Below are 15,445 nucleotides of genomic sequence, written 5' to 3'. Positions count from 1 at the left end.
ACGATACAGACCTGGGAGGTGACGACGAGTGGATGTTTGGCGACGAGCACTTCTGCAGCGTCTGCGGTCGGCCGGAGAGCATGGTCGACTTCGTGGCGCGCGGGCCCGTCGGCTACCTTTGCAACGAGTGTGCTGAGGCGGTCTACACGGCCCTCCAGGCATCTCAGAAGACCGATGCCGTGCACGAGAAGTACACAGCGCCCACCTTTGACAAGCTCCCCAAGCCTACCGAGATCGTCGACTATCTGGATAAGTATGTGATCGGTCAGGAGGCGGCCAAGCGCAGCCTTGCCGTAGCGGTGTACAACCACTACAAGCGGCTCTACAGCCGAGGCATCCTCGGCAATGGCGAGGAGGCTCGTGTGGATGACAAGGAGCTGGACGAGGTGGAGCTCGACAAGAGCAATATGATCGTCGTCGGGCCCACAGGTACCGGCAAGACCCTTCTCGCGCGCACCATCGCACGGATGCTCAAGGTCCCCTTCACCATCGTGGACGCTACCGTATTCACTCAGGCGGGCTACGTGGGCGAGGACATTGAGAGCATCCTCACGCGACTCCTGCAGGCGGCCGACTACGACGTCAAGCTGGCGGAGCGCGGGATCGTCTTCATCGACGAGATCGACAAGCTCGCCCGCAAGAGCGACAACCCCTCCATTACCCGGGATGTGGGTGGCGAGGGGGTGCAGCAGGGTCTCCTGAAGCTCCTCGAGGGTGAGGATGTCAATGTCCCACCCAAGGGAGGGCGCAAGCACCCCGATGCCGAGATGGTGGTGGTGAATACGGAAAATATCCTCTACATATGCGGTGGAGCCTTTGAGGGCATCGAGCGAAAGATCGCACAGCGGATGAATACCCACACCGTTGGCTATGCCAGCGCCACACGAGGGAAGAAGCGGGAGCAGGGAGACGACTTACTTAAGTACGTCACCCCGGCTGACCTCCGGAGCTACGGGCTGATCCCTGAGCTGATCGGGCGTCTCCCGATACTCACCTACCTCACCCCCCTGAGCCCCGAGGCGCTGAGGCAGATCCTGACGGAGCCAAAGAATGCGATCGCCAAGCAGTACACCAAGCTCTTTGCGATGGACGGCATCAAGCTGACGATCGATGAGGAGGTGTATGACTTCATTGTCCAAAAGGCGATCGACTTTGCCGTCGGTGCCCGTGGTCTGAGGAGCATCTTTGAGGGGATCATGACCGATGCAATGTTTGAGCTGCCCTCTACGCGCAAGCGGACCTTTCACCTCACCCTGGACTACGCCCGGGAGCACTTCCGCGCCACCGATCTGGAGAGCATAGCGACAGAGGCGTGAGGATCGGGACGATAGACGTAGGAGAGCGCCCGGTGGTGCTGGCGCCGATGGAGGATGTGACCGATCACCCATTCCGCCGGATGTGTCACCGTATGGGGGCGGCACTGGTCTACTCAGAGTTTGTCAACGCTGATGCGATCGTGCGGGACATACCAAGTACGATGCGCAAGATGGAGCTCTACGAGGATGAGCGCCCGGTGGCGATACAGATCTACGGGCGTGATGCGGAGACGATGGCAGAGGCGGCAAGGATCGCCGCCGATGCGGGACCGGACTTGATCGACATCAACTTTGGCTGCCCTGTGAAGAAGGTGGCTGGCAAGGGGGCCGGCTCAGGCCTCCTGCGCGATGTGCCCCGGCTCCTCGAGATCACCCGTGCGGTCGTGCAGGCGGTCTCCCTACCGGTGACGGTGAAGACACGCCTCGGCTGGGACAAGAACGACCTCATCATCACCGATCTGGCGCCTAAGCTGCAGGACTGTGGCATCGCCGCCCTGACGATCCACGGACGCACCCGCTCACAGATGTACAAGGGTGACGCGGACTGGTCCCTGATCCGTGCGGTGAAGGCGGATCCGCGCATCACCATCCCGATCATCGGCAATGGCGATGTGACGGATGGCGAGACGGCTCACTGGCGATTTGAGGAGACCGGTGTCGATGCCGTCATGGTGGGTCGCGGTGCGATCGGTCAGCCGTGGGTCTTTGAGGAGATCCGGGCGATGCGCCACGGCGAGCCCAAGCCGCAGCACCCCAAGGAGTGGTACCTCGACTGCCTCAAGCAGCTCACCGAGGAGAATATCGAGCGCATCGGGGACGAGCTACGGGGGATCATCCATATGCGACGCCACCTGGCGATCACGCCTCTGCTGAAGGGCATCCCGGACTTCAAGCAACAGCGCGTGGCGATCCTCCGCGCTCAGACGAAGGCCGACCTCTTTGCCCTGCTCGATGATGCTATCACCCGCATCCCCGACTGAGTGGGATCATAAATAAAATCGGGGGCTGTGTCTTACGTGAGACACAGCCCCCGATTTTATAAGCCTTAGTGAAGCCTACGTCAGATCACAACTGAATGGCGAAACGCTCGCACTCAGACAAGCCCTATTTCTTTGAGCCATCCGGATCATAGGCACCTGCCAGCAACCTGCCTGCCAGAAGCAAATGATCAGTGTAAGTCGCAAAGTTGTCCTTAAACACCTGAACGGTATTATTGTAGGTCTCCACAGAGATCAGCACTGCACCGTTATCGTCGTCCATAGCACACTTAACGCAGCGGCAATTGAGATTGATATTGTTCACAGCCTTAAGCAAAGCTACTTGATCATCCATACCTTCTGATGACAGGTAGTAGGAAATCTGGACATAAAACGGAGCCGCTTCGTCCTGGACGGAAACTAATAAGTTATCACCCTCTTTCTTGAACCAAATGTCCCCATCTTCATCTACAGACGGGACAAACCCCTCATCCTTCAGGAGGCTGACAACAGAGTCTCGGAAAGCAATATTAGCGGCTGAGCGCGGGGCAGTGGGCTCGTCGGCAAAGCAACTTAATGCCGATAAGGCGATAAGAAGCAGCGAAAAAGCAACTCTCCTATACATATTCATCTTGTAAAAAAACTGTTTGGTAATCGTGACGAGCGTAAGCTCAGGTCTTAGTAGCTATTTAGACGGCGTGGACGAGGAAGTAATTCTTCTTGCCCTTCTGGATCAGCATATAGGAGCCCTCGACGAGGTCGTCGGCGGTAGGCATATACTGCGAGTCGCTGACCTTCTCCTTATTGATGCTGATGCCACCGCTCTGGATCAGCTTGCGGAGCTCTCCATTGCTCTTGAAGAACCCACATTTGCTCACCAGCAGGTCAAGCAGTCCGGTCGTGCCATCAAGGTCGCTCTTGGAGACCTCCGCCATCGGCACGCCATCGAAGACCGAGAGGAACGTCTCCTCATCGATGCTGCTGAGCGTCTCCTTGGTGGCGTTGCCAAAGAGGATCTCGCTCGCCCGCACCGCTGTGTCGTAGTCCTCGCGAGAGTGGACCATCACGGTGATCTCCTCCGCCAGACGTCGCTGCAGGAGACGCTCATGGGGAGCCTTATCGTGCTCCATCTCCAGCGCCTCAATCTCCTCCTTGGTCAGGTCGGTGAAGATCCGGATGTACTTCTTGGCATCCTCGTCGGAGACGTTGAACCAGAACTGGTAGAACTTATACGGCGTGGTGTAGCGACGGTCGAGCCAGACGTTGCCGCTCTCCGACTTGCCAAACTTACCTCCGTCCGCCTTCGTGATCAGCGGACAGGTGACTGCGAGGGCATCACTGACACCGAGGACGCGACGGATCAGCTCCACACCGGTGGTGATATTACCCCACTGGTCGGAGCCACCGAGCTGGAGACGGACATTCTCCGTCTGATAGAGGTGCAGGTAGTCGTATCCCTGGAGGAGCTGGTAGGAGAATTCGGTAAAGGAGAGCCCCTCGATGGCATTTGCCTCGAGACGCTTCTTCACAGACTCCTTCGCCATCATATAATTGACCGTGATGTGCTTACCGACGTCGCGGATGAAGTCGAGGAAGCTGTAGTCCTTCATCCAGTCGTAGTTATTGACCAGCACCGCTGCATTCTCAGCATCGCTGTCGAAGTCGAGGAACTTCTCCAGCTGCTTCTTGATGCAGGCCTGATTGTGCCTCAGCGTCTCCTCATCGAGGAGGTTACGCTCCTTGGACTTACCCGAGGGGTCACCGATCATACCGGTAGCGCCACCGATGAGTGCGATGGGTCGGTGACCGGAGCGCTGCAGGTGTCGCAGCATCATGATGCCCACCAGGTGACCGATATGAAGTGAGTCTGCAGTAGGATCAATGCCTACGTAGCCGGAGACCATCCCCTTCTGGAGCGCCTCCTCTGTGCCGGGGATCATATCGTGGATCATCCCGCGCCACTCAAGCTCTTTGATAAAGTTCATAAGTCGTTATGTTCGTTCAATTTCTGCAAAGGTAGGCTTTTCGCACCAAAAAGAAAGGGCTCTCAGTCCAGTGGTGAAATCAAGCGGTAAGAGTCGTCAGCATGGCCAAAGGGCTTGATCATCTGGAAGGGCAACGGGTTATCAATGCAGGGCTCTCCATAGGCAGCGAGGAGATAGTCTGTCGCCCGCTTACCGGGTGTGATCGGTGTAGACTCGTCTGCCGCTCGCAGCAGACTAAATCCCCAACTCTTGTAAAAGCCGACAAGCGAGGAGGTCGCCGGTACGAGACAGGCACCTCGGTAGCCTCGCTCGATCAGCCTTGGCTCAAGTGTCTCTCTGTAGAGCCGGGTCATCAGCCCCTCACCCCGATGATCCTCCCGTGTGGTGAAGCTGTAGAGGTACGCCCAGCGTCCATCGGTGGGATCGACATAGTCCACCACCAGCGCCACCGCAACGAGAGAGGCATCCTCCTCGCTTAGGAGGAAGGTGTGGTCCGGGTCGTAGAGATGGTCCATCGCCAGCTCATAGTAGGGCATCCCCTCGTCCCCAAAGGCGTCGGAGAGAAGGTCGAGAATGGAGGCTCGGAGCGCATCATCGGAGGCGTCGTAGGGGCGCAGGCAGATCATAGATTGAGGACCACGGTGTACTCATCGAGGAGGATCTCTGGCTTGTAGGAGAGCTTAGCCTTCCGCAGACCCTCGAGCCCCATATCCTCCTCGCGATTGATGTAGGTGTATTGCTCCGGGATCCGGCGGACAAACTCCCGATTGATCATCGTGAAAGCGCCATCGTAGGCGACATCAGCTTTCTCGATATTGACATCGAAGCAGCGGCTGCTCTGAGGCATGCCGAGGGTAAAGGCGATCACCTTCCCCTCGACCCTCAGGAGCCCGCCCGTGAGACCGATCTCGCTCATGTGCTCGAGGGCAAAGCGGATCATCCTCCGCTCGTCGGACATCCCCTCCGTGGTATCTGTCTCGCGGTACCACTCGTTCTCCACCTCCATACACTCACTCAGCGACTCCTCCGTGATCTCCTCGTAGCTCCAGTCGGGATAGGTCCGCTCAAAGCGGTTACAGTGGTTGCGCTTCGACTGCAGCTTCTTGCCCGAGAGGGACGCCAGACTCTCCCGAAGGTAGATGTACTCGGAGAAGTCTCGATTGTCAAGGGTGACCATCTGATCCGGGTGGATCGCCTCCAGCGCCTGTACCCCCTCGGGTGTTGCCCCCATGATCGTCAGGTTTTTCTCATCCAGCCGTGCCTGGTCCTGCTCCATATCGAGCAACACCTCGCGCAGGCGGGAGGCATCGGCACCGACAGGCATAAGGTAAGCGTGCCGCTTATTCTCCTCATTCCAGAAGCGGATCAAGAGAAATCCCTTATGTACCGCGATCTCGGTCCGGTAGATATGAGTCCAGCCGATGAGATTGGAGAAAGTATAGTCACAGGAAAAGTAGGGATTGACCTCGTAGAAGGACTCTAAGATCGGTCGATCCTCAAGGGTGACAGGGTGAAAGGGGATGATATCAAGCGATGACATAAATGAACTATTCTTTTTTTGATTCTCAACAAAGATACAAAAAAGGTCCGTCCTCCCCCCACCCCGACAAGACTAATCCTAAAAGAATCCCATGCTAAAACCACCTGCGAGAGCCTTAGTACCCCTCCTCTGACGACAGATGGTCACAAAGAGGTGGAATTCAACAGAAAACGAGCCGACAGAGGACAAGTCTGACAGGTCACGAGTAAAGCCTCTATCTAATATCGGTATTAGTGAAGGCTAATACCGATATTAGACTCAACTATTACCGGTATTAGAGATGACTCATCAGGAAGAGGCTTTTCCCCTACCCCTCTCACGCCTCAGAAAGTCCACACCGGAAATAGTGCGCATTGCATATATTTAGTGTAGATTTGAGGAAACGTTGCTCCCGCAATAGAAATGGATACCCCGTACATCGTATAATCAGTACACCTATAGATGAATATCAGACGAACTCTACCCGCCCTACTCACGACCCTTATGTCTCTCAGTGCGACGGCGCAGTCTTTCCTCCAGAGCATAGCTGCCCCACGCGAAGCGCTCCGCCTGACAGACGGCTGGCGCTTCACGAGCGAGGATAGTCCAGACTTCGTCCGCCCCGACTACGACGACCGGAGCTGGCAGAGCGTCACGGTGCCACACGACTGGGCTATCTACGGACCATTTTCGCCCGAGAACGACCGCCAAAATGTCGCCATCACGCAGGACGGACAGACGGAGGCTCTCGAGCATGCCGGTCGCACGGGAGGACTGCCCTTCGTCGGCGTGGGCTGGTACCGCTATGACTTTGACCTCTATCAGGATCCCACCACACTCGGCGACATCACCCTCTACATCGATGGGGCGATGAGCCACTCCGAGGTGTATGTCAATGGTCACCGCACCGGAGGCTGGCCCTATGGGTACAGCTCGTACCACCTCGACATCACGCCCTATCTGGATGCCTCCAAGACAAGGCAGGTGATCGCCATCCGGCTCGACAACCCGACCGACTTCTCTCGCTGGTACCCGGGAGCGGGGCTCTATCGCAATGTGTACCTGATGGTGTCGCCCTCCAAGACCCGGATCGATGACTGGGGGACCTTCATCACCACTCCCTTTGTCTCCGATGAGTACGCCCAGGTCAGGGTCCGCACCGAGTTGAAGGGCATCCCCTCCGATAGCGACGCTCTGACGCTTCGCACCACCATTCTCTACAAGGGCGAGATGATCGACAGCCGGGAGATCAGCGGAGCCGAGATCTTCGACAACGCCCTTGAGCAAAACCTCCGCATCCCGCATCCCCATCTCTGGGACATCAAGCAGCCCAACCTCTACACCGCCAAGAGTGAACTGCTCCACAACGGCCACCTGATCGATGCCTACCGCACCACCTTCGGAGTGCGGACGATAGAGCTTCGTCCCGATGAGGGCTTTTTCCTCAATGGCAAGCCGGTGACCTTTAAGGGCGTCTGTCTCCACCACGACCTTGGTCCACTCGGAGCGGCGGTGAATAAAGTAGCCATCCGCAGACAGATCAAGCAGATGCAGGATATGGGCGTCAATGCGATCCGCACCTCGCACAATATGCCCGCACCGGAGCTGATCCAGCTGGCAGACGAGATGGGGATGCTGATCATGGCGGAGAGCTTCGACGAGTGGCGGATCCCTAAGGTGAAGAATGGGTACAGCACCCTCTTTGACGACTGGGCGGAGCGCGATCTCGTCAGCCTCATCCGTCACTACAGAAACGCCCCCTCCATCGTGATGTGGTGCATCGGCAACGAGGTCTACGAGCAGGGCGCAGAGGGTGGCAATAAGGTCGCTCACTTCCTCCAGGAGATTGCTCACCGAGAGGACCCCACCCGCCCCGTCACCCAGGGGATGGACAATCCCAAGCCCGCCACGGCGAATAACTTTGCCGCCATCATGGATGTCGCAGGATTTAACTACCGCCCCTGGCACTACCCCGAGGCGTATGCCAAGCTCCCTCAGCGACTGATCCTCGGTACCGAGACCGCCTCCACGCTCTCGTCAAGAGGGATCTACAAGTTCCCTGTCGAGCGTAAGTCGATGGCGATCTACCCCGATCATCAGGCGAGCAGCTACGACGTGGAGCACTGCGCCTGGAGCGAGCTTCCGGAGGACAACTTCATCCGGCACGATGACTTCCACTACAATATCGGGGAATTCATCTGGACCGGTATCGACTACATCGGAGAGCCGACCCCGTACTACACCAATTGGCCCTCCCACACATCGCTCTTCGGAGCGGTGGACCTCGCCGGCATCCCGAAGGATCGCTTCTACCTCTACCGATCGCACTGGAATGCGGACAGCCCCACCCTTCACATTCTGCCCCACTGGGACTGGCCTGATCGTGTGGGCGAGGTGACCCCGATCTTCGTCTACACCAGCTACCCCACGGCCGAGCTATTCATAAATGGCAAGAGCCAGGGGCGACGGACGAAGGACACCACCATCACGGTCGATAACAGCTCCGACAAGGATCTCTCGCGCCTGCCTCGCTACCGCCTCATGTGGATGGACACGAAGTATGAGCCGGGCGAGGTGAGAGTCGTGGCGTACGACAAGGATGGCATGCCCCGGGAGGAGAAGCGTCTCTGCACCTCCGGCACGCCCTACACACTGCAGCTCACCCTTGAGGAGCCCACGGAGATCGTACCTGCGGAGGATAGGGAGCACCTCGTCTACGTCCGTGTGTCCGTAGTCGACAAGCAGGGCAACCTCTGCGCTACCGCCACACCTGAGGTAACCTTTGAGGTCAGTGGTGCAGGGCGTTACGTCGCCAGCGCCAATGGCGATGCCACCTGCATTGTCCCCTTCCAGAGCAAGACGATGCCCGCCTTCAGCGGTCAGCTGACCACTATCGTCGCACCATCAGGCACGCCGGGGACTATCACCCTCACCGCATCAGCACCGGGACTCCACACCGCCACACTCACGATCCCAACGAAGTAAGCCACTGAGGGAGCGATGCCGATCGTGAGATTGAGCCCTATTGACCATGGTCTCGGCAGAGGAATTGACTAAGTTTGCATCACGAATGGAAAAGGATCACAACTCATCACCCGATACCCCGCTCTCGGAGCGGGGTAAGACTCGTGCAGACCTCTGCTTGGAGGAGATCATCCGGAGTCGCTCCTCGAGTCCGCGGACTAAGGAGCGGACGGAGCGATCCGCAGGGACTGCCGTCCGCTCGACAGGCAAGAGAGGCAGAGCGTTTCTTGCCCGCCTCTGGAGCCGACTGAGAGCCTTTCTCCGTCCCTTATCCAGGCCGGTCGTTACCCACTACTACCTTCCCCTCCTTGCGATGACCCTCTTGGCGACACTGCTCATCAGCCTTACGCCGCCGAGGGAGTCCCACGCCACAGCTCCGGAGACCGGGTCCTACAGCATCGTCCCGGGCGCGCGTCCCTACCACTACATCGGGAGCTTTAGGAGGGACTTCGACGACCTCAATCCCGTACAGCTCGAGGCCGCTCAGAGTCTCGGGATCACTCCTGCGAAGTGCCGTGAGGACCTCCTCCGGATCGACCGCCTCGTCCCACTCAAGGAGACAGCGGGGCTTAAGCTGGACAACCTGACTCACTCCGTGCCACTGATGGTGCCTGAGGCAGTGCGTCTGGCTCAGGAGATCGGGGCCGCCTTTCGGTACCAGTTGGAGGCGGATGGGCAGCCACTCTACCGACTGATCGTCACCAGCGTCACGAGGACAGAGGAGGATATGAGCGAGCTGAGACAGCGAAATGGGAATGCCTCGCCCAATAGCACCCACTGCTACGGGACCACACTCGACATCTCCTGGCAGCGCTTTGACAAGATCGACCCGGAGGACCCGAGGACGATAGAGCCTGAGGAGCTGAAGCACCTCCTGGCAAGGGTTCTGAAGGCTTTCCACGAGGATGGGCGCTGCTACATCAAGCACGAGCGCAAGCAAGCCTGCTTCCACATCACGATCAAGGGAAAGGAGATCTGACACCATTTGTGTACCTTTGACCCCAATCAAGGAAACGACTCACACAATATCAATTGTAGCATTATGATTTCACTGAAAAAAACTCTCGCTACCGCTCTCGTAGCTCTGGGACTATGCGTCGCCGGTCAGACGGAGGCCAAGGCTCAGAATGTCTTCGAGACCGGGACCAACATCGCCAGCGTGGGACTAGGGGCCAGCCTCCATACCAACGCTGCTGGTAAGCAGACAGGATCTATGACGATCAACCTCGCCGCCGATCACTGCCTCAATGGGCACATCTGGGACGACAACAGCGCCTTTACCCTCGGTGGTCAGGTGGTGATCAATATGTACAGCGGTGGCACGGACTACTTCCTCGGACCACGCGCCGGACTGCACTATCACTTCATCCCCGCACTGGACACCTACTGCTTCATCGCCCTCGGCTTCAGAGGCGACCACAGCAATGAGAGCAAGGCATCGTCCTTTGGCTTCGGCTACAATACCGGTATCGGACTGCGCTATATGGTGGCTCCCAGCTGGGGTCTCTTCGTAGAGGCAGGATACGGGATGAGTGTCCTCAACGTCGGTGCCTCCTTCTCTTTCTGACAGAGAGAGAGACAATCATAGATTTTAGTATAAAAAGGTCAGGAGCATGTCCCGCCGGACTTCGCTCCTGACCTTTCGTAGGATGATATTCTTCGCCAATCTCTCGCTACCTTTGCAGGGAGAGAAATAGGTAATGCCATGGAAGTAATCAATAGTCAGGAGCAGCTGAGGGAAGCCCTCAGCCGAGTACGACAGGAGCACAAGGGAGAGACGATCGGTCTCGTCCCCACGATGGGCGGACTGCACGAGGGACACTTTAGCCTCATACGTCGCTGCGTCAAGGAGTGCGGCTGCACGGTAGTGAGTGTTTTCCTCAATCCTACCCAATTCAATAACCCCACTGACCTCGCCACCTACCCTCACGATATGGAGGAGGATCTGAGGGCACTGGAGACGCTCGGGGTAGACTTCGCCTTTACCCCCACCCCCGAGGAGATGTACGCTGAGGGAGAGCAGGCGCCCAACCTACCCCTCGGACAGGTAGCAGAAGTGATGGAGGGTGCTTACCGCCCGGGACACTTCCGGGGAGTAGTCTGGATCGTCGGGAAGCTCTTCAGGCTCGTGCAGCCGGACAAGGCATACTTTGGTCTCAAGGACTTCCAGCAGATAGCGGTGATCAAGCGGATGATCGAGCTCTCAGACGATATGGACCCGGAGATCATCTCTTGCGACACCGTCCGCGAGCCGGACGGGCTTGCCATGAGCAGCCGAAACAATAGGCTCTCTCCCGAGGAGCGACAGGCAGCACCGATGATCTACCGGGCACTGACCGAGGGAGTGAGGGCGCAGAGGGAGGGAAGCTCCGTCAGCGAGGTGCATGACCTCGTGGTCCGTCAGATCGAGGCATCGCCTCTGCTGCGGATAGAGTACTTCAGCATCGTCGACCGAGACACTCTGGGAGAGATCAGCGACTGGAGCGAGACGGAGCATGCCGTCGGCGCCATCACTGTCTACGACGGAGAGGTGAGGCTGATCGACCATATAGACTTCTTCTGACCAGCCGCCCGTGAGACGACACCTCCTACTGATCCTCCTTAGTCTCCTCACCCTGCAAGGCACACTGGCAGGGGAGACGGATACCATTGCTCCTCGCTCCAAGTACGAGATGCGCGCCGTCTGGCTCTCCACCATCTGGGGGCTGGACTGGCCCCGTTCCTCGTCGGAGGAGGCACAGAAGAGGGAGCTGGATGAGCAGCTGGATCTGCTGCGGGCGAATGGAATCAATACCATTTTCCTCCAAGTCCGAGGTCGGGGCGACGTGATCTACCCATCGGCGATAGAGCCGATGCACCCGCGCTTCTACGGCAAGCGGTACGACCCGCTTGCCTATGCGGTGGAGTCGTGCCACAAGAGGGGGATGACGGTCCACGCCTGGATCACCACACTGCCGCTGGAGGACCGGAGCTACAGACGAAGGCTCAGAGGGGTCACCCCCTTCTATGACAAGCACAAGGGGCACACCAAGCGGCATAGGGGAAAGGACTTCATGGACCCGGCAGACAGTCTCACCGGCATCCACCTCGCCTCTCTCGCTCGAGAGATAGCGGAGAGATACCCTGTGGAGGGGATCCAGCTCGACTACATCCGCTACCCTGACTTCCCCGCACGATTCCCCGATGACCGGGATTACCGCCAGGCTCACACACTGCTCCCTAAGGCGGAGTGGCGGCGAAATAACATCTCTGCCATCGTCAGGCGGATCCACGAGGCAATCCAAGAGACTGACAGCACCATACTCCTCAGTGCAGCGACCATAGGTGCGTACGACCAGATCTCCGGAGTCTCCCACATCGGCTGGACGGCGAGGGGAGACGTCTATCAGGATCCCGTGGCGTGGGAGCGGGCGGGAGCCATTGACTTCATCGCCACCATGACTTACAGCCGGGGATCCACCTTCGGACCCATACTCAAGGACTGGAGGGACAAGCTCAGTATCCCGGTCGTCATCGGTCTCGGAGCCTTCCGCACACTACGAGAGGAGGGAGGCTGGCCCGCACAGCAGGTGATCGATCAGGTTGCCGAGGTGCAGAGCGACAGTCTTCTCGCAGGAGTGGCACTCTTCCGAGCCCGACAGATCACCGAGCGAAGCCACGGGCTGAGAGATCAGCTGGCAACGCAGTGCTTTCGACAGCCGGTCCTCCCGCACGCTCCGATAGTAAGTGCCGACAGCACGCTGCTCTACCCACGAGACCTCACGATCACCACCGAGGGAGACAGCGCCAAGCTCACCTGGTGCGGTGCCAATCGTAACCGCCCCTGCCTCTATGCGATCTACCTATCGACCGACTCCCTACCCGACACCACGACAGGTCGGGACCTCGTCGCAGTGACGACGGAGCAGTCGGCAACGATCACACTACCGAGGAGTCAGGATGGCGAGCGCTTCGTCACCCTCGAGATCAGTTGCTACGACCTCCACACCGGGCTCGAAGCCTACATCCCCGGTGGGGCAGCCATCTACCAACGCAAGGAGGAGTAAAAAACGCCCGCCACGGCATAGGACCAGGCTATTTCGCATTTTGATGTGCTGGGAGGGGGAGAAAGTACCTCCTCTCCGGTGCGGTGGATAAGCGTGAGGAGCATAGGGAGTGGGTCGGTACCGTCCTCCCCATCCTTCACCCGTGGTGGGACACTCACCTCCCCCCGAGTGAGTGGAATTGTAAGTGCTCCTTCCGTCCCACCGATAAGCCGGTGACACCGGTCCCCGAGGAGGGGGATACTCCCGTGGAGCCTACCTTTGCTCAGAACCCCGGACGTACCGCCTCCCCCCTCAAGCTCTCCGAGCACCCTTACCTCCGCGGTAGGGGAGACCCCTCCTGCCCGCTCTGTCCCCTCGAGGGACTCATCGGCACCACCCTCTCATCCTCCGGCACGGATCACCTCTGCAAGCGACACGCCCTCGCACTGCCAACGAGGGAGATCGCCAAGATCATGGAGCGGTACAGCGTCTTTGACTTCAAGCGGATGACATACAAGGGTGGAGGAGTACTTGAGTTCCCCACGAAGAGGAAGTACCAGTATCCCAACAAGCAGGCGAAGAATGAGGCAGCTCTCAAGGAGCTGGCCAAGTATCACGGCCGACACCTCAGAGCCTTACCGGTGAGGATCGATGACGGACAGAAGAATCCCGATGCACTCGCTCTCGATACTGGATGGAAGGTGGATATCAAGGTCCCGGAGGGTAAGCTCTCGGTCGCCTCCATGAAGAACGGCATGGAAAGAGCAGACTGTCAGCATGCCGGGGAGGTTATCCTTGATGCGAGGAAGGGCTTCAGTTACGAGAGCGCCTGGAGGGGGATGACACAAGCCCTTAGGGATCGTAGTATTAAGGTCAAGCAGATTACCTTTCTACTGCCGGAGCATGAAATCAAGTCCTACCAAGCGGAAGACATCCGGAATCTCCACCTGCCACCCGAAAAGAACGATGGACATCGGAAGTGACTCCAATGCCCATCGCCTAACCGTGAGGGTGGGTCTAAGCCCTGGCCCCCTCTTCGACCACCCACTCGGGTGATCGCACTGCAATGGTACACATTATATCTCACCCCACCTAATAGATGAACCTCTCAGACCTCAGTAACCGCCTCAAGCGAAAGGCGGAAGACATCCGCTCCCATCTAACAACAAAGCACAGCAGGCAAAGGATGTAACACATCCGATGCCTGCCGTCATTCCACCGGGGTGGAGCAATGTCCTGGCCCTAGCACTGCAATGGTACACATTATATCTCACCCTACCAAATAGATGAACCTCTCAGACCTCAGTGACCGCCTCCGGCAGAAGGCGGACGACATACAGCAGTACCTCGAGGGAGATGCTAAGCACATCGTAGGGCAGACGGCGGTCGACCACTTCCGCAAGTCTTTCGATGACGAGAGATATACCGACAAGCTGCTCAACCCTTGGCAGGAGGTGGAGCGACGAAAGCCGGAGAGCCCCTGGTATGGTCACTCCGGAGAGACCGGGCACTACTCCCCGGAGCGGACCAGGGCACCCATCCTCACCGGTGAGACCGGGGAGCTCAAGGAGGCGATCCGCTACGCCCCGATACCCGGAGGCGTGAGGGTCTCCAATGAGAAGCCCTACGCTTATATCCACAACTACGGTGGCCCGGCAAAGGTCTACGGCAAGACGCCCTTCGTCATGCCCCGCCGACAGTTCATGGGTCCCTCCAAGGCGCTCACCCGTGAGCTCAGGGAGTGGATCACCCGTGACCTCACTCACATACTATCAGATAAGCAATGAAGACCATCTACACCGACATCATCCATCACCTCCGTAAGGAGTGCCCTTGGATACAGACACTCGACCTCAATACCGGTCAGCTCGAGGGCGGAGGAGCACTCCGGCAGCCTCCCGTTGCCTACCCCGCCGTACTCCTCGACATACGTATCGACTCCGCGTCCGACCTCTCTCCACGTAGGCAGTACTGTGAGGCGACGATCTCCGTCACCTATAGGACCGACAAGGTGAGCCGTACGGCATCACACTATGACGAGAGTAGGCAGTCGGAGGGACTGCACCCCTACGAGGAGGTCGCCGACCTCTACAGAGCCCTCCAGGGCTTCTGGACGGAGCACTTCGACCCGCTCTCGAGAGTGAGGCAGGCTCCCGTCTCCTCACCGCCGGGGACGTTTGGATACATCACCACTTTCCGCACCGCCTTTGTCGATGACACGGCGAGAGAGTAACGACAGCCTCCCGAGGGTCTCACGACTCCCGGGCGGCCTACATAAGTAGAGAGCAAGAACTACTAACAATCGTCTCCCCCCACTTTTCCTTCATCCCTTACATCACCCCTTTTTTTTAGTTATCCCCCTCCCAGTGCATCAAAATGCGAATTAGCCGGCTAATTCGCATTTTGATGTGCTGGGAGGAGGAGTAAAAAGAGATTACCTTTGTTGAGGAGACAAAAGATACTTGATGAGGAAGTAGTTAGAGCTTATGGAAACAGTAGAGATAAGGGATCTGATATCAGCCTTTGTTCCGGAGGAGATCCTTCGCGACTTTGAGCTGAAGGAAGTGAAAAAGGAGTGCGGGGTCTACCGACTCTATAT

General features: G+C 58.1%; 14 protein-coding genes. 10 read left to right on the top strand and 4 right to left on the bottom strand.

Annotation, left to right across the window (positions count from 1 at the left end; all coding sequences use genetic code 11):
- The first annotated feature begins 32 nt into the window (after nt 1–32).
- A complete protein-coding gene (clpX, locus tag AC1EKE_RS03830) occupies nt 33–1,316 on the top strand; it encodes an ATP-dependent Clp protease ATP-binding subunit ClpX (RefSeq protein ID WP_480308438.1) in 1,284 nt (427 codons plus the stop codon).
- Nucleotides 1,313–2,296 (top strand): tRNA dihydrouridine synthase DusB, encoded by a 984-nt coding sequence (gene dusB, locus AC1EKE_RS03825; RefSeq protein WP_480308281.1) that lies wholly within the window; start codon nt 1,313–1,315, stop codon nt 2,294–2,296. The genes clpX and dusB overlap by 4 nt, the downstream gene beginning before the upstream one ends.
- A gap of 124 nt (nt 2,297–2,420) precedes the next feature.
- Here dusB and AC1EKE_RS03820 read toward each other — a convergent pair whose 3' ends face one another.
- The 4 genes from AC1EKE_RS03820 to AC1EKE_RS03805 form a co-directional block, all read right to left on the bottom strand.
- The gene (locus tag AC1EKE_RS03820) at nt 2,421–2,918 is read right to left on the bottom strand and encodes a T3SS (YopN, CesT) and YbjN peptide-binding chaperone 1 (RefSeq protein ID WP_480308280.1); all 498 of its coding nucleotides are present in this window, start codon (nt 2,916–2,918) and stop codon (nt 2,421–2,423) included.
- 64 nt (nt 2,919–2,982) lie between these two features.
- Nucleotides 2,983–4,278 carry a tyrosine--tRNA ligase gene (gene tyrS, locus AC1EKE_RS03815; RefSeq protein WP_480308279.1) on the bottom strand — a complete coding sequence of 432 codons (1,296 nt, stop codon included), beginning with the start codon at nt 4,276–4,278 and terminating at the stop codon, nt 2,983–2,985.
- Nucleotides 4,279–4,340: 62 nt separating this feature from the next.
- On the bottom strand, nt 4,341–4,904 hold the full coding sequence (locus tag AC1EKE_RS03810) for a GNAT family N-acetyltransferase (RefSeq protein ID WP_480308278.1): 564 nt from the start codon (nt 4,902–4,904) through the stop codon (nt 4,341–4,343).
- On the bottom strand, nt 4,901–5,818 hold the full coding sequence (locus AC1EKE_RS03805) for a DUF2156 domain-containing protein (RefSeq protein WP_480308277.1): 918 nt from the start codon (nt 5,816–5,818) through the stop codon (nt 4,901–4,903). The genes AC1EKE_RS03810 and AC1EKE_RS03805 overlap by 4 nt, the downstream gene beginning before the upstream one ends.
- A gap of 441 nt (nt 5,819–6,259) precedes the next feature.
- Here AC1EKE_RS03805 and AC1EKE_RS03800 point away from each other — a divergent pair, with 441 nt between their 5' ends.
- The 8 genes from AC1EKE_RS03800 (at nt 6,260) to AC1EKE_RS03765 (ending at nt 15,079) form a co-directional block, all read left to right on the top strand.
- Nucleotides 6,260–8,782, top strand: a complete 2,523-nt coding sequence (locus AC1EKE_RS03800) for a glycoside hydrolase family 2 TIM barrel-domain containing protein (protein ID WP_480308276.1) — start codon at nt 6,260–6,262, stop codon at nt 8,780–8,782.
- Nucleotides 8,783–8,867: 85 nt separating this feature from the next.
- Nucleotides 8,868–9,800, top strand: coding sequence for a DUF5715 family protein (locus AC1EKE_RS03795; protein WP_480308275.1), 933 nt, complete (start codon nt 8,868–8,870; stop codon nt 9,798–9,800).
- Between the two features lie 63 nt (nt 9,801–9,863).
- Nucleotides 9,864–10,388, top strand: a complete 525-nt coding sequence (locus AC1EKE_RS03790) for a hypothetical protein (protein ID WP_480308274.1) — start codon at nt 9,864–9,866, stop codon at nt 10,386–10,388.
- A 138-nt stretch (nt 10,389–10,526) separates the two neighbouring features.
- Complete coding sequence (gene panC, locus AC1EKE_RS03785; RefSeq protein ID WP_480308272.1) at nt 10,527–11,384, top strand: pantoate--beta-alanine ligase; 858 nt, start codon at nt 10,527–10,529, stop codon at nt 11,382–11,384.
- Nucleotides 11,385–11,394: 10 nt separating this feature from the next.
- Complete coding sequence (locus AC1EKE_RS03780) at nt 11,395–12,867, top strand: glycoside hydrolase family 10-like protein (RefSeq protein WP_480308271.1); 1,473 nt, start codon at nt 11,395–11,397, stop codon at nt 12,865–12,867.
- Between the two features lie 83 nt (nt 12,868–12,950).
- Complete coding sequence (locus tag AC1EKE_RS03775; protein WP_480308270.1) at nt 12,951–13,829, top strand: hypothetical protein; 879 nt, start codon at nt 12,951–12,953, stop codon at nt 13,827–13,829.
- A 303-nt stretch (nt 13,830–14,132) separates the two neighbouring features.
- Nucleotides 14,133–14,633, top strand: coding sequence for a phage virion morphogenesis family protein (locus AC1EKE_RS03770; protein ID WP_480308268.1), 501 nt, complete (start codon nt 14,133–14,135; stop codon nt 14,631–14,633).
- On the top strand, nt 14,630–15,079 hold the full coding sequence (locus AC1EKE_RS03765) for a hypothetical protein (RefSeq protein WP_480308267.1): 450 nt from the start codon (nt 14,630–14,632) through the stop codon (nt 15,077–15,079). Before AC1EKE_RS03770 ends, AC1EKE_RS03765 begins: the two co-directional genes overlap by 4 nt.
- Nucleotides 15,080–15,445: the final 366 nt, after the last annotated feature.

Source organism: Porphyromonas sp. C0041D3, assembly GCF_056590575.1.
Note: the sequence above shows the minus strand (reverse complement) of the source record. Positions and strands in the feature narration are given on the sequence as shown.